19 protein-coding genes are annotated in these 21,601 nt (G+C 42.9%); 3 read left to right on the top strand and 16 right to left on the bottom strand.

Annotated elements, in window-relative coordinates; translation table 11 throughout:
- The first annotated feature begins 17 nt into the window (after positions 1–17).
- Positions 18–1,355, top strand: coding sequence for an MATE family efflux transporter (locus P7J36_RS02780; RefSeq protein WP_408551075.1), 1,338 nt, complete (start codon positions 18–20; stop codon positions 1,353–1,355).
- Between the two features lie 152 nt (positions 1,356–1,507).
- Here the strand turns inward: P7J36_RS02780 and P7J36_RS02775 are convergent, their stop codons facing one another.
- The 16 genes from P7J36_RS02775 to P7J36_RS02700 all read right to left on the bottom strand — a co-directional run bounded on the left by P7J36_RS02775 (position 1,508) and on the right by P7J36_RS02700 (position 17,822).
- Positions 1,508–1,891, bottom strand: coding sequence for a hypothetical protein (locus tag P7J36_RS02775; protein WP_408551074.1), 384 nt, complete (start codon positions 1,889–1,891; stop codon positions 1,508–1,510).
- A 140-nt stretch (positions 1,892–2,031) separates the two neighbouring features.
- Positions 2,032–2,289: a DUF896 family protein gene (locus P7J36_RS02770; protein ID WP_002942632.1), complete on the bottom strand. Its 258-nt coding sequence runs from the start codon at positions 2,287–2,289 to the stop codon at positions 2,032–2,034.
- 9 nt (positions 2,290–2,298) lie between these two features.
- Positions 2,299–4,335, bottom strand: coding sequence for a glycine--tRNA ligase subunit beta (gene glyS / locus P7J36_RS02765; protein WP_408551073.1), 2,037 nt, complete (start codon positions 4,333–4,335; stop codon positions 2,299–2,301).
- On the bottom strand, positions 4,335–5,252 hold the full coding sequence (gene glyQ / locus P7J36_RS02760; protein ID WP_002939388.1) for a glycine--tRNA ligase subunit alpha: 918 nt from the start codon (positions 5,250–5,252) through the stop codon (positions 4,335–4,337). Before glyQ ends, glyS begins: the two co-directional genes overlap by 1 nt.
- A 368-nt stretch (positions 5,253–5,620) precedes the next feature.
- The gene (locus tag P7J36_RS02755; protein ID WP_024380535.1) at positions 5,621–6,382 is read right to left on the bottom strand and encodes an elongation factor Tu; all 762 of its coding nucleotides are present in this window, start codon (positions 6,380–6,382) and stop codon (positions 5,621–5,623) included.
- A gap of 308 nt (positions 6,383–6,690) precedes the next feature.
- On the bottom strand, positions 6,691–7,395 hold the full coding sequence (locus P7J36_RS02750; RefSeq protein ID WP_408551072.1) for a B3/B4 domain-containing protein: 705 nt from the start codon (positions 7,393–7,395) through the stop codon (positions 6,691–6,693).
- Positions 7,396–7,577: 182 nt separating this feature from the next.
- Positions 7,578–8,270 carry a methionine ABC transporter permease gene (locus P7J36_RS02745; RefSeq protein WP_029179347.1) on the bottom strand — a complete coding sequence of 231 codons (693 nt, stop codon included), beginning with the start codon at positions 8,268–8,270 and terminating at the stop codon, positions 7,578–7,580.
- A complete protein-coding gene (locus P7J36_RS02740; RefSeq protein WP_105114022.1) occupies positions 8,271–9,335 on the bottom strand; it encodes a methionine ABC transporter ATP-binding protein in 1,065 nt (354 codons plus the stop codon).
- On the bottom strand, positions 9,328–10,695 hold the full coding sequence (locus tag P7J36_RS02735) for a M20/M25/M40 family metallo-hydrolase (protein WP_408551071.1): 1,368 nt from the start codon (positions 10,693–10,695) through the stop codon (positions 9,328–9,330). Before P7J36_RS02735 ends, P7J36_RS02740 begins: the two co-directional genes overlap by 8 nt.
- Before the next feature lie 155 nt (positions 10,696–10,850).
- The gene (locus P7J36_RS02730; RefSeq protein ID WP_408551070.1) at positions 10,851–11,708 is read right to left on the bottom strand and encodes a MetQ/NlpA family ABC transporter substrate-binding protein; all 858 of its coding nucleotides are present in this window, start codon (positions 11,706–11,708) and stop codon (positions 10,851–10,853) included.
- 154 nt (positions 11,709–11,862) lie between these two features.
- Positions 11,863–12,552, bottom strand: a complete 690-nt coding sequence (locus tag P7J36_RS02725) for a gamma-glutamyl-gamma-aminobutyrate hydrolase family protein (protein WP_408551069.1) — start codon at positions 12,550–12,552, stop codon at positions 11,863–11,865.
- Positions 12,553–12,636: 84 nt separating this feature from the next.
- Positions 12,637–13,518: an ATP-binding cassette domain-containing protein gene (locus P7J36_RS02720; protein ID WP_408551068.1), complete on the bottom strand. Its 882-nt coding sequence runs from the start codon at positions 13,516–13,518 to the stop codon at positions 12,637–12,639.
- Entirely contained in the window at positions 13,511–14,371 is an 861-nt protein-coding gene (locus tag P7J36_RS02715; RefSeq protein ID WP_408551067.1) for an ABC transporter ATP-binding protein, read from the bottom strand. Before P7J36_RS02715 ends, P7J36_RS02720 begins: the two co-directional genes overlap by 8 nt.
- On the bottom strand, positions 14,371–15,201 hold the full coding sequence (locus tag P7J36_RS02710; RefSeq protein WP_408551066.1) for an ABC transporter permease: 831 nt from the start codon (positions 15,199–15,201) through the stop codon (positions 14,371–14,373). The genes P7J36_RS02715 and P7J36_RS02710 overlap by 1 nt, the downstream gene beginning before the upstream one ends.
- A complete protein-coding gene (locus P7J36_RS02705; protein WP_408551065.1) occupies positions 15,198–16,160 on the bottom strand; it encodes an ABC transporter permease in 963 nt (320 codons plus the stop codon). Before P7J36_RS02705 ends, P7J36_RS02710 begins: the two co-directional genes overlap by 4 nt.
- A gap of 90 nt (positions 16,161–16,250) precedes the next feature.
- Positions 16,251–17,822 carry an ABC transporter substrate-binding protein gene (locus P7J36_RS02700; RefSeq protein WP_408551064.1) on the bottom strand — a complete coding sequence of 524 codons (1,572 nt, stop codon included), beginning with the start codon at positions 17,820–17,822 and terminating at the stop codon, positions 16,251–16,253.
- A gap of 293 nt (positions 17,823–18,115) precedes the next feature.
- Between P7J36_RS02700 and metE the strand changes: the two genes are divergently transcribed.
- Positions 18,116–20,365 carry a 5-methyltetrahydropteroyltriglutamate--homocysteine S-methyltransferase gene (gene metE, locus P7J36_RS02695; protein WP_408551063.1) on the top strand — a complete coding sequence of 750 codons (2,250 nt, stop codon included), beginning with the start codon at positions 18,116–18,118 and terminating at the stop codon, positions 20,363–20,365.
- A 3-nt stretch (positions 20,366–20,368) separates the two neighbouring features.
- Positions 20,369–21,229, top strand: coding sequence for a methylenetetrahydrofolate reductase [NAD(P)H] (gene metF, locus P7J36_RS02690; protein ID WP_105206862.1), 861 nt, complete (start codon positions 20,369–20,371; stop codon positions 21,227–21,229).
- Positions 21,230–21,601: the final 372 nt, after the last annotated feature.

The raw sequence follows: 21,601 nt of genomic DNA, 5'->3' as shown, positions 1-21,601 counted from the left end.
TGTCAAAAGGAGACGTTATGAATGATTTAACCAAAGGAAAACCGATTGCGGTCATCTTACAATTCGCTATCCCCTTGTTGATTGGATCTTTTTTTCAACTGGCCTATAATTTTGCTGATTCCATGATTGTGGGGCATACTTTGGGAAAGGATGCCTTTGCAAGTGTCGGTTCGACAGCCAGCCTGATTTTTTTAATCATCGGTTTTGCCCAAGGTGTTACCAATGGATTAACCATTATTTCTGCCCAACGCTTTGGAGCTGGCGACTTAGAGGGGCTTAAAAAATCTTTTGTCCACGGACTCTTCTACGCTTCCCTCATCAGCCTTTTACTAACAGTCTTAGCCTTAGCTTTTTTGAAACCTATCTTGGTCTTAATGCAAACACCTGTGAGTATCATCGACCACTCCCATGCCTTTCTAACGGCCATGTTTGGAGGATTGACCTTTACTATTTTTTATAATTTCCTGTCTTCAGCCCTACGCAGTCTCGGAAACTCTAAAACACCTCTACTGGCTCTAGTTATCGCTTGTTTTATCAATATCGGTCTGGATTTTTTCTTTATCTTAGTCATGGACTGGGGCGTTTTCGGAGCTGGCTTTGCAACTATCCTTGCCCAAGCCTGTTCGGTCCTCTTTCTTATTTTTTACATTATCCACAAGGTACCTCACTATCATATTGGACTAGCTGATTTAAAATTGGATAGGGATAATCTTAAGAAACATGCCCAGCTTGCTTTTCCAATGGGATTTCAAGCCAGTATTATCGCCATCGGAGCCATGACCCTACAGTTTATGGTCAACCAGCTAGGAACAGATGCCATCGCTGCCCAGGCCATTGCTCTGCGTACTGACCAGCTGGCTATGCTACCTATGGTCAATCTGGGGCTGGCTATTGCAACCTTTACAGCCCAGAACTACGGCGCCAAACTCTACGATCGGATTCGAGAAGGGGTGCGCCACTCCCTATTTCTGAACATTGCTTGGGCTATTCTATTTGCGGTCATTCTCATCTTGGGCAATCGCTTCTTCTCTGGTCTCTTTCTGCCAAATGCCAGTCAAACAGTGCTGGACTTGGCTCTTGTTTACTACATCATTAACGGCTCTTGTTACTGGATTGTTGCTTCCCTCTTTATTCTTCGTAGCTTTATTCAGGGACTTGGCAAGGGCTTTATCCCAACACTAGCAGGCTTTGGAGAATTGATTTTCCGAGCAGCAGTCGCCATCATCGGCATGCAGTATTTCGGTTTTTATGGGACTGCCGCCGCAAACCCTGCTGCCTGGATCGGAAGTATCATCGTTCTGATTCCAAGTTCCATCATCTTTATGAAAAAATTAAAAGCTGGACAAAGTATTTAGAAAAGAAAACGCTGGGCTCAAGCCCAGCACACTTCTCAGAGTTCGTGTCAACATCTCAGCGCAGTGGTTGATTGGCAGATTTGTTCGTGTTTCACACTCCAAATCTGACCTAATCAACTGTGCGGGGGTGGGAAGACGAACTCTTTTTTAGACTAGTCGAGTTCTTTCCCACTCCCAAAATAATATTTCCTTAGGAATTGGATATGAAGGAGATTCCAAAGCATAGCATAGCTAATCGCCACTACAAAAGCTATGCCATATTGCCAATTAAATTCCATCACAAGGCTGACAAAAAGGATGATTCCAAGAAGGAACAATAACAAACTACTTGTCTTTTTCTTATCCCACTTAAAATAGGCTAACAAGGGTTGGTCAGGACAAGCTCGCACTTCCTTGAACTGTTTGAAACTAGCTCCAAGACTGGCTCCTGCCACCCCTATAATTGCACCACAATAATAGTGAGGAAGGACGTAGACCGACAAATAAGCGACCGTAACATAGGCAAGCACCAACAAGGTGTACATCAGTTTTTTCATGACCAAGCCCTCCTGAATCTATTTATCTATATCTATTTTATCATTTACAAACTAAGTAAACAAGTAAATACATGTTCTCAAAAGCACAAAAAAAGACTAGAAAACCTAGTCTTTTACTTGTTTTTTTTAGCAACACAAGTTTAGGAATTGGGATCATCCAAACTACGGCCATGCAAGCCTTTTTCACGTTGGACTTGGCGGAGTTTCTCTGGCGTCACATCGTTACCGTCTTCATCAACCAGTTTAATCCCCTCAATATGATGACGGATTGCTCGACGATACCCCTCAATATATTCTTCCCTTAGCTGAGCCTGTTCAACTTTTTCCTCTGGTGTCAAGGTACCAGCTTTTTTCTTTTTAGCCAATTCATTGATACGATCGATTTTTGCTTGTTCCATGTCTGCCTCCTACTTACTATTCAAGAGATTGAAGACGGCCACTGCGGAAGCCTTATCCGCCAAGGCTTTCAATAAAGCCAAACGGTTGGCTTTAACCGCCGCGTCGTCTACCATGACCATGGTATTGTCGAAGAAGGCCGCGATGACTGGGCTGAGAGCAAAGAGTTTGTCCAAGTTACCCGCCATGTCTTCTGTCAACTCCAAGCCTGTCACTGCATCAGCAAGGGCTTTTTCCTGGTCGTTTTCGAAGAGGGCCTGGTCAATGACAGTCGCCTCCGCCTTTTCAGCCAAGTTGAAGACCCGTGACAAGTTTTCCACGGCTTCCTTGTAGTCAGCCTCTTTTGATTTTTGGAAAATAGCAGAGCTGGCTGCCAGCTGTAGTCTGACTACAAAGGTTGAGCTGGCAAGTACAGCCTCACGGATGTCTTTCGGAATCGCCTTATCCATCATCTTCTCCACACGGGCACGGATAAAGTCCATCACAGCTGGCTGGTTGTCATAGGTCAAGCTAGCAAAGTTCAAGCTGTAGAGCTCCGAAATCAACTGATCCAATGGAATTTCCCAACCAAATGCTTCCAAGATCCGCACGATACCCTGTGTCGCACGACGAAGAGCGTAAGGGTCGTTTGAGCCAGATGGAATGAGACCTACTGAGAAAAAGGATAGAAGGGTATCAAATTTGTCAGCCAACGCCAAGACCGCACCAACCTTGGTTTCAGGAAGGTCACCTTCTGCAGAGTTAGGAAGATAGTGCTCACGGATAGCTGCTGCCACCGCAGGTTTTTCCCCTGCAAGAAGGGCATACTTCTCACCCATAATCCCTTGTAATTCATCAAACTCGCCGACCATACCTGTCAAGAGGTCAAACTTGTAGATGTCCGCTGCACGTGCCACATCCGCTTTTTCATCCGCAGACAAGCCTGCCAAGTCAGCCAGTTTTTCTGCGATGACTTTGGTGCGTTCCATGTGCTCGTAAAGTGAGCCGATTTTCTCATGGAAGGTCACGACTTTGAGGCGTTCCACCAAGTCAGCAATCTTGAGTTTTTGATCCTCACGCCAGAAGAACTCACCGTCTTCCAAACGTGCCACCAAGACTTTTTCATTTCCTTTGATGACATTGTCAAGGTACTGGTCGTTACCGTTACGGACAGAGATGAAGTTTGGCAAGAGTTTGCCAGCCTTATCACGCACCACGAAGTAACGTTGGTGATTTTTCATGGAAGTCACCAAGACCTCTTCTGGTACTTCTAGGTACTTGGTGTCAAAGGAACCCATGAAAGCAGTTGGGTACTCGACCAGGTTGAGAACTTCATTGAGCAGGTCTTGGTCAATCTCAACGGTCACATTGTGTTTGTCCTCGATAGCCTTGATTTGCTCGACGATCATATTTTGACGCTCTGCAGGGTCTGTAATGACAAACTGTGCACGCAAGTCTGCCTCGTAAGAATCTGCACTTGCAATCTCGGTTTCATTTCCAAGGAAACGATGACCACGGCTGATGCGAGCTGACGAAATGTCCAAGAAATCCATATCCAATGATTCGTCGTCCAAGAGAACGGTCAAGGTGTGGACAGGGCGGATGTAGGCGAATTTGTTGGATGCCCAGTTCATGCTGACAGGGAAGGTCATAGCCTTCAAAACCTCTGGAATGCCCGCCAAAACTGCCTTTGCTGGCTGACCAGCTTCATGTTTAGTCACGTAGACATACTCTTCACCCTTGATCTCGCGGAATTCGATGTCTGCAGTCGTCAAGCCTTTGCCACGGACAAAACCTTCTGCCGCCTTGGTGAAGTTTCCGTCTGCGTCCAAGGCAATCTTCTTAGCAGGACCCTTGAAATCTTCGGTCAAGTCTGTCTGTTGGTCTGCCAAACCACGCACACGAACAGCCAAACGGCGTGGTGTTGAAAAGACATCGATGCTATCAAAAGCCAAACGGTTGTCTGTCAAAAAAGTCGCCATGCGGTCACGCAACTGGTGCATGGCTGGGGTTACGATGTAGGCAGGAATTTCTTCCAAGCCAAGTTCAACAAGTAAATTCTTTGTCATTATTCTGCGTCCTCCTTCAACAGTTCTGCTCGCGTTGCTTCATCTAAAAGTGGGAAGCCGAGTTTCTTCCGCTCTGCCACAAAGGTTTTGGCAACGACACGGGCAAGGTTACGGATACGGGCAATGTAGCCTGCACGCTCGGTTACAGACACAGCTCCACGGGCATCCAACAGGTTAAAGGTGTGAGAACATTTGAGCACATAGTCAAAGGCTGGGTGGACCAAGCCTTCCTCCAAAGCCCGCTCTGCTTCTTTTTCAAACTTAGTAAAGTTTTCAAGGAGCATATCCTGATCTGATACTTCAAAGGAATATTTTGAATGCTCATATTCTGGCTGGATAAAAATTTCGCCATATTTAACACCGTCTGCCCATTCGATATCGTAAACGGAGTCAACTTCTTGGATGTAAGAAGCCAAACGCTCCAAACCATAGGTTACTTCGGCTGTAACTGGACCTGTCGCCAAGCCACCAACCTGTTGGAAGTAGGTAAACTGCGTGATTTCCATACCGTCCAACCAGACTTCCCAGCCCAGACCTGCTGAACCTGTTGACGGATTTTCCCAGTTGTCCTCAACGAAACGAATGTCGTGCTCCAAAGGATTGATGCCCAAACGCTCCAAAGATTCCAAGTAGAGTTCTTGGATGTTAGAAGGCGACGGTTTCATAACCACTTGGAATTGGTGGTGCTGATAGAGACGGTTTGGATTTTCCCCGTAACGACCGTCCGCAGGACGACGTGAAGGCTCAACATAAGCTGCATTCCACGGCTCCGGACCAATCGCACGCAAGAAAGTGTACGGGCTCATAGTCCCCGCACCCTTTTCCGTATCGTAAGCCTGCATGAGCAAGCACCCCTGCTCATTCCAAAATTGTTGTAAGGTCAAGATAATCTCTTGAAATGTAAGTTTCTTTGACATATTCTTCCTTCTTTCTATTTTAAATGCTCTTGCGACGTGAGCCTTCCTAGCCGATACCGCTAGGAAAGGCGAACTAGTACAGCGTCTAGCTCAATCGTCCTAGCGATGAGCGTGTGGCAATTCGACTGAAAGGAGACTATGCCACTGACGCTGTGGAATGTTAATTTTTTAGACATATATTTCCTCTTTCTATATAAATTGATTGCGACGTGAGCCTTCCTAGCCGATACCGCTAGGAAAGGCGAACTAGTACAGCGTCTAGCTCAATCGCCCTAGCGATGATCGTGTGGCAATTCGACTGAAAGGAGACTATGCCACTGACGCTGTGAAATGTAAGTTTTTTTGCCATAAGTTACTCCTGTTTCTTTTTAAATTTCTTTTTCTAATAATTCTTCCTGCACAAACCAGTTGAGTAGCGAAATGCTTTGGTCTGACTGCGCCCATTTATGATAGGTTTCAAAAAGTGCTTGGACCGAACCTACTTTCTCTACTAACTGGTCAATCGTGAGAAAACTTCGCCAGTACTCGTAAAAAATACTCGCGTAATCTCCTTCGTAAGTGGATTTTCCAAAAGCATCCAAGGAATGCCAGCCGTGTTTTTCTTGAAAGAGGTCAACCAAGAGCTGATTACAGAACCGCTCTTGAGCAAACTCTTCTTCTGTCAAAAAATACTGTCTGCTGATGTACTCGACCATGCCCTCTTCAAACCAGATGTTTGCATCATAGTCCGCAAAGTCATCCAGAAAAAGGTCTGACCAATGCGCCAGCTCATGACCGATAATTTGCAACAGATGATTTTCCGACAAACCTTTGTAGTGAGCACTCAATGTCTGCAAGTCTGGGCTGTTCTCGTAGCTATCTAGTTGATGCTGGTAAATCTTTTTCCAAACTGCTAGGTCTGGTGTCATGACCATGCGGATATCATTAGTGTAGGCTGGTACGGGACTTTGGCCAAGTAATTTTCTTGCGGCTTCTTCATTTGCCCAGATAAGGGCTTGGGGCAAATCACGAACTTGATATTCCTTCCTTAGAAAATGGATATAGTCATGCCATTTTGCCTCGTATTTTGAGACAAATTGCTGATAGTTAAACAGCTGTTCTTGGCTATCCACTAGATAAAAATTCTTCATATCCTCTCCTTCATCTCTGGTAAAACAGAAAAAGAACCACATTCTCTTCCCCTGTCAACAGACATAGGGGCGTTGAGAACGCGGTTCCACCCTAATTTATTACTTCATTTGTATGATTTTGATTGAGTCAGATATGGTCACGACTAGGAAAGTGCCAATTATTTCAAGACTGGCTTGGCTTTCACTCTCCCAAGCTCGCTAGACAGGCTTTTGAAACAACCTTCTTTCATGCTTAGTATTGTAGCAGAAAATTCAGTATTTGTCTAGAAAGACCACTATTTATCCGAACACAATCCCACTGACAAATCCTACAAGGCTATTACAGGCCTATCGCAATCTAGTAGATATTTTTCTGGTACTACTCCCAAGAATTTTTCTGCGTGTTGACTGATAAAATCAAGGGCATTTTCCAAATCTTCTACTCTATCAGAATTGACCAACTCCATGACCAAGAAAGCATTCTTTGTCTCATCCGTAATCATGGTTCGCTCACCATCGCGCCAATTGAAACAGCGACAAACGGCGCCTTTATCATCCTTATAGCAAACTTCACCTGGTAAGGTTGGTTGATTGACCTCATCTCCAATCAGATAGAACTCATCTCCACCCTCGGTAACTGTTAAATGTAAATCGCCTACAAAAGTATCTATATCTTCTGCACCACATGGAAGACCGAAACGCAAACTTGCTGCATTATAAATATCCACTAAGGGCGAGATTGTCGAAACTGGACGGTCACTAGTAGAACGCTTCAAAAGTGCTTCAATACTAGAACGTGCACCTTTTTTAGTTTTGAATTTTTGATAAGCTTGGCGATACATTTGGATGACTTCATTTTCACTAAAAGTATCTTCTGTAAGAAATTTCTGGGCAATTTCATTACTTTCTTCCAGTAGTTTCACTAAATCTTCTGGTGATTCTGATGGCGCTTTATACCCCTTCAATAATAGAACTCCAATTTTAGCGTCTGGAAATAGACTCCAAAAAGATGAATCAACAACAAATTGTGACATATTCTTACTCCTTTTTTATACAAAATCAGCACCCTATGAACATCTTCAAAGACCTAACGATGTTCATAAAATGCTGATGCATGACTACCCGGTGGCAGTAAATATTTGGTTGCTTTCATTGTATATTATTGCTATTAAAAATGCAATTAATAAATCAAAATGCGAAATGCCTGATTTCCTTACTATCTATGACTAATCTTTCTGGTCAAGAAATCACCAATAAACTGAATAGCAAAGATGATAACCAAAATCAAAAATGTAGCGAGGAAGGTCACATCGTCATTGTAACGCAAGTAACCGTAGGAAAGGGCAACTTGTCCCAAACCACCTGCTCCAATAGCTCCAGCCATAGCTGTATAGCCGACCAGGGAAACTAGGGCAAAGGTCGTTACCCGAATCAAGTCAGGCAGACCCTCACGCAGATAGACAAGGACAATATCCCAGAAAGTCGCTCCTGAAGCCTGAGCCGCCTCAATGACACCACGATCCAATTCTGACAAGACCACCTCAACCTGACGGGCAAAGAAGGGAAAGACTGAAAGAGCAAGAGGAACTAAAGCTGCCTCCGTACCAATCGTTTTCCCAACAATAATTTTTGTCAAAGGAGCAATGGCCGCCAACAAAATAATGAAAGGAATGGCACGGAAGATAGAAGCCACCTTATCCAAAATCCAGTAAACCGTCTTATTTTCAATGACACCCCGAGGACCAGTCAATACCAAGAACAAACCAGATACCAAGCCCATAAAGCCACCAAAAGCAAAGGAAACAAAGGTCATATAGAGGGTCAAATTAAAATGTGTTAACCAACCTGTCTGACCATCCCAGCCCAATTTATAAATATCTGGAAAATTCGTTTGAATCCATTCTAACATCTAGTTTGCTCCTTTCAAAATCGTCACTTCCACACGCGCCTCCGTCACTGCCTCAATCGCACGGTGCAACTGACCAGGCTCGCCAGAGAGAATAACTACCATCTCACCGACTGGCGTATGGTCCAAAATCTCAATATTGCCATACAAAATATTGGCAGATACTTGATAGAATTTATACAAATCATTAACAATGGCCGTATCCGTATTGGAACCAGCATACTTGAGTTGCACCAAAATACTATTCTCAGGCAAATTCTGAACAATATCCTGCTGGTAAATTTTCACCAAGGCTTCATCAATTCCTGTTGCTGTTTTGATGAAATCCTGGGTCAATTCTTCTTTTGGATGAGAGAAGATTTCCAAAACTGAACCTTCTTCAATCAAGCGACCATCCTGCATAACAGCCACACGGTTACAAATGTCTTTTACAATCTGCATCTCGTGGGTAATCATGACAATGGTCAAGCCCAATTTTTCATTCAATTCCTGCAAGAGTGCCAAAATCTGTTTAGTCGTTTTCGGATCCAAGGCAGAAGTAGACTCATCAGAAATCAAGATTTTAGGGTCATTGGCCAAGGCACGGGCAATGGCAACACGTTGTTTTTGACCACCAGACAACTGAGCTGGATAGTTTTCAGCACGGTCAGAGAGCCCAACCAAGTCCAACAACTTAGCAACTTTTTCTTTCTTCTCCTGTTTGCTCAAGCCAGAATGCTTGAGGGCAAAAGCTACGTTTTCTTCTGCCGTCATTTGAGCCATCAGATTGAAATGCTGGAAAATCATGCCGATTTCACGGCGTTTGCTTCGCAATTGAGCTGGGGTAAGTGTGACCTTTTCTCCCTCGTAAATTACATCCTCATCAATAGTAATTTTACCCGCTGTCGGCACCTGCAACAGATTGATGACACGAACAAGGGTAGATTTCCCGGCTCCAGAATAACCTACGATACCGTAAATATCTCCTTGATTGATATGGATGGTCACATCCTTTACCGCTTCGATGGTGCGTTTTTTCTGCTGGAAAGTTACATCAATATTATCTAGCTTAATCATTTCCTTACTCATAACTTGCAATTAACTCCTCTACTAATTCAACATGGCTATAGTAGTCAGCGATGCTGACATTTTCATCGCCGGCATGGTCACGGCTATTGGCATTTCCTAGACCAAATCCTGCAATCGGCACACCTAGAGCATGAAAAACTGTGTGCATAGGGCCTGTCCCAGGAGAAGTCGGCAAGACAGCAACTCCTTCTGGCGTCAATTTTTTAGCCAATTCAATCACATTGACAATGGCAGGATGGGACATATCACTTCGGTAGCTCATTTCCCCCAAAGTAAAGATAACCTCAACTTTTTCAAAACCATGCTTGTCCAAATGCTGGCGAATCTTGTCCAAAACATCGTGTGGCTCCAAACCAGGAACCAGACGGACCTCCATTTTTGCAGAAGCCTGAGCTGGTATGATAGTCTTAACACCCTGTCCAAGATAACCAGTTGACAAACCTTCAATAGTAATTGACGGCTCAAAATACAAACGTTTCAGGAACGCACGACGATCTTCTACCAGGGTTGGAAGAGTCAAGCCATAAATGTCTTGCATGGACTGACTGGTTGCCAGTGCAAATTCTTCTACCAAGGCCAATTCACGATCATTGGGCTCTTGCACCTGCTCGTAAATGCCATCTACCAGAATTCTTCCATCTGCAGCCCGCATGGATTGAAGCGCTGATAATAAATACCAGCTTGCAGAATCAATGACACCACCATAGGAAGAATGAATATCCAAGTCAGCTGATTTGACCTGAAGATCAAAGGTCACAATTCCCTTGTTTCCCCCAGCAATCTCTAGCTGATGCAGGCTATTGCGATGCCCTTGTTCCCAAACCAACAAGTCAGCACCAAGCAAGTCTTCCTTGTATTTGGCAAGGTACTTATCCAAGTCGACAGAGGCTGACTCCTCTGCCCCTTCCATAATAAAGAGTACATTGACTGGTAGATGACCGTTTTGTCTAGCCAGGTATTTTTTCAAGGCTGACAGACGAGCTGTAATATGCCCCTTATCATCGTCTACCCCGCGACCATAGATATAGCCATCGGAAATGGTCAATTCAAAGGGGTTCCCCTTCTCCCAGACCTGATCGGCATCTGCTGGCACTGTATCGTAGTGGTTATAGAAAATCAAGGTTTTGGCATTTGGGACTGTCGCTGCAAACTTAGCCATGACAAAAGGTGCTGCATAACTGTCATCCAGAATAACCTCCGCCCCAGCTTCTTCAAACATCTCTTTCAAGTAAGTCGCCACATCCAAGAGACCAATCTGCTGAGCAAAAATAGATTTCTTTGAAATCAAGACCTTCAACTTTTCAAAATAGTGCTGAATAATCGCATCTTGTTTAAAGGCTTGAACTTTACTCTCTGCCATACTTCCTCCTCATACTCAATGAAAATCAATCAAATCTGCTAACCAAAATCAAAAATTATCTCGCATTTCTGACTCTGGTTAAAAGATTTTTCTTACCTCTATAAAAACAGATAGAGGGCTGAACAATTCTGTCCAGTCCTCAACCTATTTGCTTCTTACCAAACTGGCTCATCCATACCATCTGAAGTTTCTTCAATAACTGTTTTCACTTCATCTGTGTGGTATGCTTCAATAATTTTCTTAATCGCTGCTGCTTGGTCTGAATCTTCCCAATCGCTACGAGCTGCAATCAAGTTATACCATTGTGATGAATTTTCATCTTTTTGCTCTTTGTAAAGGGCATTTTTGTAATCCAAGCCAGCTTCCAATACGAATGTATTGTTTACGACTGCTGCATCAACTGAGCTAAGAGAGCTTGCTGTTTGGCTTGCATCCAACTCAGTAATTTTCAAGTTTTTCTTGTTTTCAGTAATATCAGCAATCGTTGCTAATTCTGTACCAGATACTCCAACCTTGATCAAACCAGCTGCTTGAAGAAGGTAAAGGGCGCGACTTTCGTTTGTTGGGTCGTTTGGAACAGCAATTTCTGCACCATCTGGAATTTCTTCTACTTTAGCGTATTTGTTTTTGCCGTCAGCTGTACCTGAGTAAAGACGGATTGGTGAGATATAGGTATCAGCAATCGCAACCAAGTCTTCACCATTTTCTTCATTCCAGTTATTCAAGAAGTTATGATGTTGGAATGCGTTGATGTCAACTTCGTTTTCTGCAACAGCCTTGTTTGGTTGTGAGTAGTCTGTAAATTGAGTGAATTCCAATTTCACCTCATCACCAAGAATTTCTTGGATTTTGTCCCAACGAGCTTGCTCTGAGTCGCTCAAGCTCATCACACCAACACGAACCGTTGTTGCTGATGAATCAGATGAAGAGCTAGAAGACGAGCTACCACATGCAGCAAGTACACCTACTGACAAGGCAGCTGCTGCTAAACTAAATAATTTTTTTAATTTCATAAGAATATCTCCTTAATTTATTGAACTGAGACTATCTTAACACAGAAAAGTCAATCTGACTAATTGGCTTTTTTTATAGAGTGTTATAAGTTTTAATTATAACAAATACCCTTGCAATTATAAGAATTGATAATAAAAAGAGGGAATCCCCTCTTTAAAACACATCCACCAAATATTGAAACAAGTCCCTATGCTGTTTGCAGTCATTGTATAGAAATTCTGGGTGCCATTGAAGACCAAACAGGGCCTGCTTGCCCTTACTTTCATAGACCTCAATCGTACCGTCTCTCGGATCCAGACCAGTTGCCACCAAACCAGGTGCCAAATCTTTGATCCGCTGATGATGGAAGGAATTAATCGAACTTCCCTGTGCAAATAGTTGACTGACACGACTTTTTGGTTTGACCTGCAAACGATGTGAAGTTCCTTCAATACCATCTTGCCAATGATCCACCACTTCCTGCTCCAAGCTACCACCAAGTGCGACATTGAGCAACTGCATGCCACGGCAGACAGCAAAAATCGGTTTCCCTTGGCGGAGTGCTTCCTTAATCAAAGCCAACTCAAATTCGTCACGCTCCAATAGGTAATCATCACTATCAATTAACCGTTTTTGCCCATACAGACTTGGGTCAACATGTTGACCACCTGATAAAATTAACTTATCAATCATGTCGATATAGTCTTTGGCTAAATCCGGAGTTCCCATCGGGATGACCATTGGGACACCGCCTGCTTGACGAACACTGTCTGCCAATTCACGTGCAACTGTCACGTAAACTCGACCAGATTTTGTTGGAAATTCTTGTTCATTTCCAGAAATTCCAATAATGACTTTTCCCATAAGAAACTCCTTTCTGTGATTTTTTACATTGTAACACGACCAGCCAAGCCTGTCTAATATAGAAGTTTTATGGGCCGATAAAAATTATTTATCAGTGGCCTTTAGTACGAAGTGCTCCTTGCCTACTTCGGTCCACTCACCCACCGTCACGAAATCCTTTAGCAGCCCTGTTTGTGACAACTCTTGCAATTGTGCTCTTGCCTGAAGAGGATCTAAACTCAAGTTGGATTGTAGCAGATAGCGGGTGTAGGGATGCTGGGAATTTTGAAAAATATCCTGCGCAGGTCCAATTTCTACCAAGCTGCCCTTGTACATGACCGCAATCCTATCAGCAAAATGCCGCACCAAATTTAGGTCATGAGAAATGAAAAGATAGGTCAAGCCTAAATCTTCTTGAAGCTGGTTAAGCAAATCCAATATAGTTGCCTGAATGGAAACATCCAAGGCTGAAGTCGGTTCGTCACAGACGATAAATTGCGGATGAGATACAACTGCCCGAGCGATTCCAATACGCTGACGTTGGCCTCCACTAAAAGATTTTGGGCGCTTATGTACAGCATCACCCTGTATGCCGACTCTTTCTAGCATTGCCAAAGCCCTCTCTTCTGCCTCCTTCTTTGGTAACAAATAAAGCGGTTCTTTGACAAGTTCTAAAGCTGATAGATAGGGATTGAGGGAGGAGTAGGGATCCTGGTAAATCACCTGAAGCGCTTGACTGTTTAGTTCCTCAGCTGTCAAACCAGGAAAGTCTACCTGTCCCTGACTTGCTTTTTCCAGTCCCAAAACAATTTTAGCCAGTGTCGATTTACCACTGCCAGATTCACCAACCAGACCGAGTGTCTCACCTTTATAAATGGACAAATCAACCCCATTTAAAGCATCGACGCTCTGTTCTTGACCTAACCAATTCTTCTTGGAATAGGTCTTTCTCACATCTGAAACTTGTACCAATACTTCTTTAGCCATTTTTCTCCTCCTTTCTCACCCAGTGTTTTGGACCAACTTGAACCAACTGACTATCATCACTATCAGCCGGTACAGGACCATGACTTGCTTCTAAGCGGGCTGCTTTCAACAAAGATTGCGTATAGGGATGCAAAGACTGTGCAAAAATCGTATCAACAGGCGCTTGTTCCACCACCAGGCCATTTCTCATCACGTAGACCTGATCACAAATACCAGCAATGACACTAAAATCGTGACTCACAATGACAACTGTCAATCCTAATTGCTCTTGCAATTCTTTCAGCAAAGCCAAGATTTGAGCTTGAATTGTCACATCTAATGCTGTTGTTGGTTCATCAGCAATTAACATGTCTGGCTTGGTCAATAAGGCCATGGCAATCATGATCCTTTGACGCATCCCACCTGAAAACTCAAAAGGAAATTGTTTGAGACGGAGTTCTGGATTAGAAATTCCTACCTTATCCAACATCTCTAAAATGGCCATTTCCCGCTCTGCCTTGGTCAATGTCGGCTGAAATCGACGAAGAACTTCCCGTAAATGAAAACCAACGGTCCGTAATGGATTCAAAGAGGTCATTGGATCTTGAAAAATCATAGACAAAGGCAAAACCTTTGGATTACGTACTTGCTTTCCATCCATTTCAAATCGATCATAGCTTGCTTCTAAGCCTTTTGGTAAGATCCCCATCAAGGATTTCATTGTCAAACTCTTACCCGAACCAGATTCTCCAACAATTCCAACAATTTTTCCTTTGGGAATGGAGAGATTAATCCCTTTGACGAGAATGGTTTGCTCTTTACTTTTTTGATTGATGATGGCGAGGTTACTGATTTCTACCAAGTGTTTTGACATTAGAACACCTCTCTTTCAAGGCAATCACGGATCAGATCACCGATGTTGTTAAATGAATAAATAGTTAATAGAATAAAAATTCCCGGTAAGATCGCCATATGTGGAGCACTCTGTAAGGTAGACTGGGCATTTTGCAAAAGACTACCCCAAGATGCTAAGGGCTGTTGAATCCCCATCCCTAAGAAACTAAGAGCTGATTCTGTCATTATGGCTGATGAAATACTGGTTGACGCCGTTACAATCAGGGTCGGTAAGATTGCTGGCAGGATGTGCCGCCAAATAATCCGTGGTTTCTTTAAACCGATAAAGGCTGCATAGCCAACATAATCTGCCACCTTTGCTTTTAAGGTTTCAGCTCGTAACATCCTAGCAATACTCATCCATGAAAAACCACCAATCACAATGATAATCGTAGATAAACCAGGCTTTAAAAAGACACTGAGAACAATCACCAAGACCAACCATGGAATGGATGATAGCACATCTACTACCCTCATAATAGCGTTGTCCCATTTTCCTCCCAGATAGCCTGCTGTGATGCCAACCAGACTTCCAATAGTCACTGATGCAGCCATTGCCAACAAGCCAACTAAAAGAGAAATTCTTCCTCCATAAATAACACGAATAAAGTAATCACGCCCTACTTGATCGGTTCCAAACCAATGCTCCGCACTAGGCCCTTGGTTCATTTGACTGACATCCGTTACATTTGGATCAATAGGAATCAATGGAGCAATGAGAGATAAAATAATCAAGAAAAGAATAAAAAGAAGAGAGAAAAGATAGAGTGGCGAACTCTTCAAAGTCTCCTTTAATTGCTTAAGAATCATTGACCCTCTCCTCCTTTCCAAATACGTGGATCGACGACAGCATAGAGAATATCTGATAAGAGATTCCCTAGAATAACTAAGGTTGCAGATAAAAGCATGACAGCCATAATCACTGGATAGTCCAAACTCTTAGTAGCCGCTGTCAAATAAGGACCCACACCCGGCCAAGCAAAAATAGTCTCTGTGATAATAGCACCTGTTACCAACATCGGTAAGGCCATCCCAACTTGAGTCACGACTGGAATTAAAACATTGCGGGCTACATGTTTTCCAAAAATTTCAAACCGATTGGCTTTGAATGCTTCTTGAACGGTTACATAATCCTTTTCAACCTCTACAATCGCTGATGCTCGAATAAACCGAATCAACTCAGGTAAAAATGCCATGGTCAATGTAAAATATGGTAAGGCAAAATGAGCTAGAAAATCCAGAACATCTCCTTCCTTTCCCAAAGTGTACATTCCGATAAACGGAAACACCCGCCACTTATAACCAAAGAAATAGATTAAAATCATGGCAAACCAGAAAGTTGGCACTGCAATACCCACGGATGCAAAGGCATCGATGGCCTTATCCGTCCATTTGCCACGTTGGGAAGCAGAAACAAGCCCAAGTGTAATGGCTAAGACAAGAGCCGTCACATATGCCGGTAAAACCAAGGAAATCGTATTAGGAATTTTTTCAGCCAAGTCTGCCCCAATCGAATGTTGAGTCAATAGCGAAAAACCTAAATCACCAGTCACAATCCCCTTCAACCATACAAAATATTGAACTAAAAATGGTTGATCCAAACCATATTTTACCTTCAACAAATCAATCTGTTCTTGACTCATATTGGGTGTCGTCATTGAATCAATGACATCAAAAGGCGCTAACTGAATCAATGAAAAGACAATAAACGAAATCAAGAGCAAGAGGGGAACGGCCTGTAAAATTCTTTTTATAATATAACGAAACATATAACCTCCAAAAACGCGAAAAAGAGGGGAGGAGTTCCAGCTTTTGCCACTCCTTCTCCTCTTTGCTGGTCATACCAGCAGACACGACGTTTATTCAATTGTTAATTTAGATGGATCTTCAAATGTGTAGATTGGAATCAAGCCAGCTTCTTCAACATTTTTCACACGGTTGTTGACAGCCAGTACTTTCTTATTATCTACGATAGGGTAGATGGCAGCTTGATCAGCCAAGGTCGCTTGCAAATCATCATAGATTTGTTCACGTTTTGTTTGATCCAATTCAACAGCACCTTGTTCAAAGAGACTGTCTACCTCACTTGACGCTAATTTGAAGTAGTTTGAAGCACCGCCAGTTTTGAACAGACGAGCATACTGATCAGGGTCATTTCCCATGATATAGCCACCCAAGAAGAGGTCATATGCTGTAGAGCCTTCTTTTTTCAACTCTGTAAAGAGTGCTGTAGAATCCCCACCTGCCAATTCAACTGTCACACCAATCGCTGACAATTGTTGTTGAATCAAGGTTGCCTGCAAGGTTTGGGCTGCATCTGAAGATGAGTAACCAAGATTCACAGTTAGGTTGCTGACGCCTGCTTCTGATAAGAGTTGTTTGGCTTTCTCAACATTCTGCTCATATTTCTCAACATCTTCCGTCACATATGGATTGGCAACAGGCAAGAATGAATATGGAGTTTCATAGTATTTCTTATCCAAGTAAGCCGCTTGGTTGAACTCTTCTTTATTCAAGGCATAGAGCAAGGCTTGACGAACTTTTACATCCTTCAATTCTTCCGTTGAAGTATTGAGACCGAGGTAACCAACACGGTTTTCACTATAAGCATAGGTTGTAATGGTATCCGTGCTCAAATCTTGAATATCAGAAGGGAGCACAAAGGCAGCATCTACCTCGCCAGTCTGGAGTGCTACTTTAGTGGTGTCTGCACTTTCAATGATACGCAAGACAAGGTTATCAATCTCAGCTTTTCCTTTATAGTAATGTTCATTGGCAGCAAGTTTGATATACTCACCGTGTTTGTATTCTACAAATTTATAAGGCCCTGTTCCGACTGGCGTTGCAGTCAATTGGCTTGCTGAGAAATCCGCTTCATCCTTGAATACATGTTGAGGAATGATATAGGTTTCCGTCACAATATTGTCCAAGGCTGGGGCTGATACAGCAGGAAGAACAAACTTCACAGTGTAATCATCTACTTTCTCAACTTTTACTGGCTGACCGTTGATGTATAGACCATCAGATCCACCATTTTCTTCTTTGATTTTTTGCTCGTAGGTAAAGAGAACATCGTCAGCAGTAAATTTTTCTCCATCAGACCATTTAACATCCTGACGCAGTTTTACAGTAATGCTCAGACCATCTTCGGCAATTTCATAAGAATCCGCCAATTCATTGACATAGGTACCATCAGCCTCTACTCGAATGAGAGGTGAGTAGATAAAGTTTGTCAAGGTCAATCCCCAACGATCGCTTGTATTGATAGGGTTGGTTGAACTTGGGTCTCCATTGATTGCATAGGTAAATGTTTCCGTGTCTGCTGATGCATTAGAGCTTGATGCTGTGCTTGATGAGCCACCACTTGCACAAGCTGCCAAGGTTAATACTGCTACCGTAGAAAGTAAGCCTGTTAGCCACTTCTTTTTCATAGAACTTCCTCCAATTTCAAAAAGTAGTACTAGTCTATCAAGGATTTGCAACTTTGCCCAATATATAAAATTTATGAAGCCATTAAGAAAAACTATAGCCAGTCAAATGAAGCTGATTAGCTAGGATATAAAAAGAATTTTTGAAGGCTATATATGGAAGTGATTTTTTAAAAAAGAAATTTTAACAATCTGATATAGTTAAAAACTATAGCATCCTCTAATTTTTTACAATTATACAAGTGTTTGGATTTCTGTTAGGATAAGAGCATAGAAATATTTTTGGAGGAAATCCTATGACAACAACTATTATCGGCTTCCCACGTATCGGAGAATACCGTGAATTAAAATTTATCACTGAAAAATACTTTAGAAATGAAATTCCACAAGAAGAGCTTTTAGCGGCAGCAAAGGACCTGCGTGCCAAGCACTGGACTATTGTTAAACAAGCTGGCATTACTGAAATCCCAAGTAACGACTTCTCTCACTATGACAATGTTTTGGATGCAGCTGTTCTCTTCAACATCGTACCAAAAGCCGTTCAGGAGCTTGACTTGACTGACCTTGAAAAATATTTCGCTTTGGCGCGTGGTTATCAAGGAGACAAGGGTGACGTTCGTGCTAGACCAATGAAAAAATGGTTCAACACTAACTACCACTATATCGTTCCAGCTATTGAAAAAGACACAGAAATCAAACTAGCTGGTCACAAGATTTTCGACGAATTCCAAGAAGCAAAAGACTTGGGTATCACAACTCGACCAGTCCTTATTGGTCCGTTCACTCTCTTGCAACTGACAGATTTTGAAGAAGGTGTGAAAGCTGAAGATGTAGCAGATAGCTTGGTTGCTGCCTATGGACAAGTATTTGCAAAATTGGCAGAGCTTGGTGCTGAAAAAATCCAGTTAGACGAGCCTAGCTTGGTCAAGGATTTGACTGCTGAAGAAAAAGCCCTTTTCCTAACCATCTACCAAACACTTTTGGCAGACAAGAAAGGCTTGCAAGTCCTTATCCAAACCTACTTCGGAGATGTGCGTGATATTTACACTGAATTGACAAACCTACCTGTTGATGCCATCGGTCTTGACTTTGTAGAAGGTAAGGAAACAGCTGCACTTGTTGCGACAGGTTTCCCAGCTGACAAGACCCTCTACGCTGGTATCGTCAACGGTAAAAATATCTGGCGCAACAACTACGAAAAGAGCCTAGCTGTTTTGGATGCTATTCCAGCTGAAAATGTCGTCATAACAACTTCTTGCTCCCTTCTTCATGTACCATTTACAACTGCTAATGAAGAATTTGAGCCTGCTATCCTCAACCACTTTGCCTTTGCAGTTGAAAAATTGAGCGAATTACGTGATTTGGATGCCATCCGTAACGGTCAAGGCGAAGTTGCTCTCACAGCTAACAAAGAGCTCTTTGCCCTTGAACGTGTGGGGCGTGACACAGCACTTGCTGACCGTCTTGCAAGTTTGACCGACTCAGACTATACACGCCTACCAGTCTTTGCAGAGCGTGAAGCCATTCAACGCGAGAAGCTAAACTTACCACTTCTTCCGACAACAACGATTGGCTCTTTCCCTCAAACCAAAGAAATCCGTAGCACACGCTTGGCTTTCCGTAAAGGAAATATCTCAGAAGAAGAATACGATGCATTTGTTAAAACTCAAACAGATGAGTGGATTGCATGGCAGGAAGAAGTTGACTTCGATGTCTTAGTTCACGGTGAGTTTGAACGAAACGACATGGTAGAATACTTCGGCGAAAACCTGTCTGGTTATCTCTTCAGTAAGAACGGTTGGGTCCAATCATACGGTATGCGTGGGGTAAAACCACCAATCATCTGGGGTGATGTAACACGCTTGAACCCAATTACTGTTAAATGGTCTAGCTATGCTCAAAGCCGTACAAATAAACCAGTCAAAGGGATGTTGACAGGACCTGTAACCATCCTCAACTGGTCTTTCCCTCGCGAAGACATTTCTATCAAGGAATCAACCCTTCAAATTGCCCTTGCTATCAAGGAAGAAGTTCTCGACCTTGAAGCGGCAGGTATCAAGATTATTCAAATTGACGAAGCAGCCCTTCGTGAAAAATTACCACTCCGCCGTAGCGACTGGTACAGCGAGTACCTTGACTGGGCAATCCCTGCCTTCCGTTTGGTACACTCAACTGTTGCACCAGATACACAAATTCACACTCACATGTGCTATAGCGAATTTACAGACATCATTCCAGCTATCGACAACATGGATGCGGATGTGATTTCCTTTGAAGCTAGCCGTTCAAATCTTGTTATCCTAGATGAACTCAAGGCTAAAAACTTCCAAACTCAGGTAGGTCCTGGTGTCTATGACATCCACTCTCCACGTGTCCCTACCGTTGATGAAATTGCACACACTATTCAAGCCATCCTTGCCAAAGTACCGAAAGAAAAAGTTTGGATCAACCCAGACTGCGGACTAAAAACGCGTGGCGAATCAGAAACAAAAGCTAGCCTTATCCACTTGACCCAAGCAGCTAAGGCAGCCAGAAAGGAACTCTAATTTATGATTGGTCAAACCCCAAGTCTCTCATTTGAAATTTTTCCTCCAAAACCAGAAGTAGGCAATGAAAAGATACTCCTAACACTTGATGAGATGCAGGGTTTGGCCCCTCATTTTATCAGTGTGACTTGTAGCAATAACAATCTTAACGTAGAAGAAACGACTGTTAAATTGGCTGACCATGTACACAACGAGTTACATATCCCAACCATTGCCCATTTACCAGCCGCCTACTTAACCAAAGAAAAGGTTCGGTCTGTGCTGCACTCTCTTGATGAAATCGGCGTTCACCAGATATTAGCCCTTCGTGGCGACATTATTGAAGGTATTCCCCCTAAAGAGGACTTCCAGTATGCAACTGACTTGATTTCCTTTATCAAGGAAGAAGCTCCACATTTTGACATTATTGGAGCCTGTTATCCAGAAGTACATCCAGAATCACCAAACTCTGTCTCAGACATCAAAAATTTGAAGAAGAAAGTTGATGCCGGTTGCTCAACCTTGGTCACGCAACTCTTCTTCGATAACGAAGCATTTTATAACTTTCAGGAGAAATGTTCTCTCGCAGACATCGAAGTGCCTATTATCGCAGGTATCATGCCTATCATCAACAGGAATCAGGCACTTCGTCTCTTGAAAACTTGTGAGAATATTCGCCTCCCTCGTAAATTCAAGGCCATCTTGGAAAAATACGAGCACAATCCTGAATCCCTACGTGCAGCTGGCCTAGCCTATGCAGTTGATCAGATTGTCGATTTGGTAACCAATGATGTCGCAGGTGTCCATCTTTATACCATGAATAATGCAGAAACGGCTCGCACCATCCATCAAGCAACTCATTCGCTATTCAAACATTATAGTTAGAAAACTCCCCCTGAGCCCAAGCTCAGGGGTTATTCTATGCCCTGTGACTCTCAAAGACTACTTGATCATTTTCTACCCCATCATGACATTAATCCAGCAGATGTCTAGGTATGTGACATCTTGCTTACAATAGTGAATAGCCATTTAAAATACAGTCACAAGGAGTAAAAATGGCACTAAGAGAAGACAGAGAATCGATGAAATGGAAAAATAAAGTCCAACCGTTTTCAATTTACAATGTTCTAGACAGTATTTTTTAACTGAATCACGTTGATTTCCATATATTTTAATCGTAAATCATGACCACCCGTCAAACGGGTGGTTTGAACAAGGGCTATAAGCCCACATCACCAGCCAGCGCCTAAAGACGCT

Origin of the sequence: Streptococcus suis (assembly GCF_046032115.1) — a bacterium.
Classification (GTDB): domain Bacteria; phylum Bacillota; class Bacilli; order Lactobacillales; family Streptococcaceae; genus Streptococcus; species Streptococcus suis_AJ.
Note: the sequence above shows the minus strand (reverse complement) of the source record. Positions and strands in the feature narration are given on the sequence as shown.

Excerpts from the sequence above, each read along its gene's own strand:
- P7J36_RS02780 (WP_408551075.1), top strand. The coding sequence starts at position 18 with ATGAATGATTTAACCAAAGGAAAACCGATTGCGGTCATCTTACAATTC.
- P7J36_RS02740 (WP_105114022.1), bottom strand. The coding sequence starts at position 9,335 with ATGAGTAAGGAAATGATTAAGCTAGATAATATTGATGTAACTTTCCAG.
- P7J36_RS02710 (WP_408551066.1), bottom strand. The coding sequence starts at position 15,201 with ATGATTCTTAAGCAATTAAAGGAGACTTTGAAGAGTTCGCCACTCTAT.
- P7J36_RS02720 (WP_408551068.1), bottom strand. The coding sequence starts at position 13,518 with ATGGCTAAAGAAGTATTGGTACAAGTTTCAGATGTGAGAAAGACCTAT.
- P7J36_RS02770 (WP_002942632.1), bottom strand. The coding sequence starts at position 2,289 with ATGGAACAAGCAAAAATCGATCGTATCAATGAATTGGCTAAAAAGAAA.
- P7J36_RS02755 (WP_024380535.1), bottom strand. The coding sequence starts at position 6,382 with ATGAAGAATTTTTATCTAGTGGATAGCCAAGAACAGCTGTTTAACTAT.
- P7J36_RS02745 (WP_029179347.1), bottom strand. The coding sequence starts at position 8,270 with ATGTTAGAATGGATTCAAACGAATTTTCCAGATATTTATAAATTGGGC.
- P7J36_RS02700 (WP_408551064.1), bottom strand. The coding sequence starts at position 17,822 with ATGAAAAAGAAGTGGCTAACAGGCTTACTTTCTACGGTAGCAGTATTA.
- P7J36_RS02715 (WP_408551067.1), bottom strand. The coding sequence starts at position 14,371 with ATGTCAAAACACTTGGTAGAAATCAGTAACCTCGCCATCATCAATCAA.
- metE (WP_408551063.1), top strand. The coding sequence starts at position 18,116 with ATGACAACAACTATTATCGGCTTCCCACGTATCGGAGAATACCGTGAA.
- glyQ (WP_002939388.1), bottom strand. The coding sequence starts at position 5,252 with ATGTCAAAGAAACTTACATTTCAAGAGATTATCTTGACCTTACAACAA.
- P7J36_RS02735 (WP_408551071.1), bottom strand. The coding sequence starts at position 10,695 with ATGGCAGAGAGTAAAGTTCAAGCCTTTAAACAAGATGCGATTATTCAG.
- P7J36_RS02705 (WP_408551065.1), bottom strand. The coding sequence starts at position 16,160 with ATGTTTCGTTATATTATAAAAAGAATTTTACAGGCCGTTCCCCTCTTG.
- P7J36_RS02725 (WP_408551069.1), bottom strand. The coding sequence starts at position 12,552 with ATGGGAAAAGTCATTATTGGAATTTCTGGAAATGAACAAGAATTTCCA.
- metF (WP_105206862.1), top strand. The coding sequence starts at position 20,369 with ATGATTGGTCAAACCCCAAGTCTCTCATTTGAAATTTTTCCTCCAAAA.
- glyS (WP_408551073.1), bottom strand. The coding sequence starts at position 4,335 with ATGACAAAGAATTTACTTGTTGAACTTGGCTTGGAAGAAATTCCTGCC.
- P7J36_RS02775 (WP_408551074.1), bottom strand. The coding sequence starts at position 1,891 with ATGAAAAAACTGATGTACACCTTGTTGGTGCTTGCCTATGTTACGGTC.
- P7J36_RS02750 (WP_408551072.1), bottom strand. The coding sequence starts at position 7,395 with ATGTCACAATTTGTTGTTGATTCATCTTTTTGGAGTCTATTTCCAGAC.
- P7J36_RS02730 (WP_408551070.1), bottom strand. The coding sequence starts at position 11,708 with ATGAAATTAAAAAAATTATTTAGTTTAGCAGCAGCTGCCTTGTCAGTA.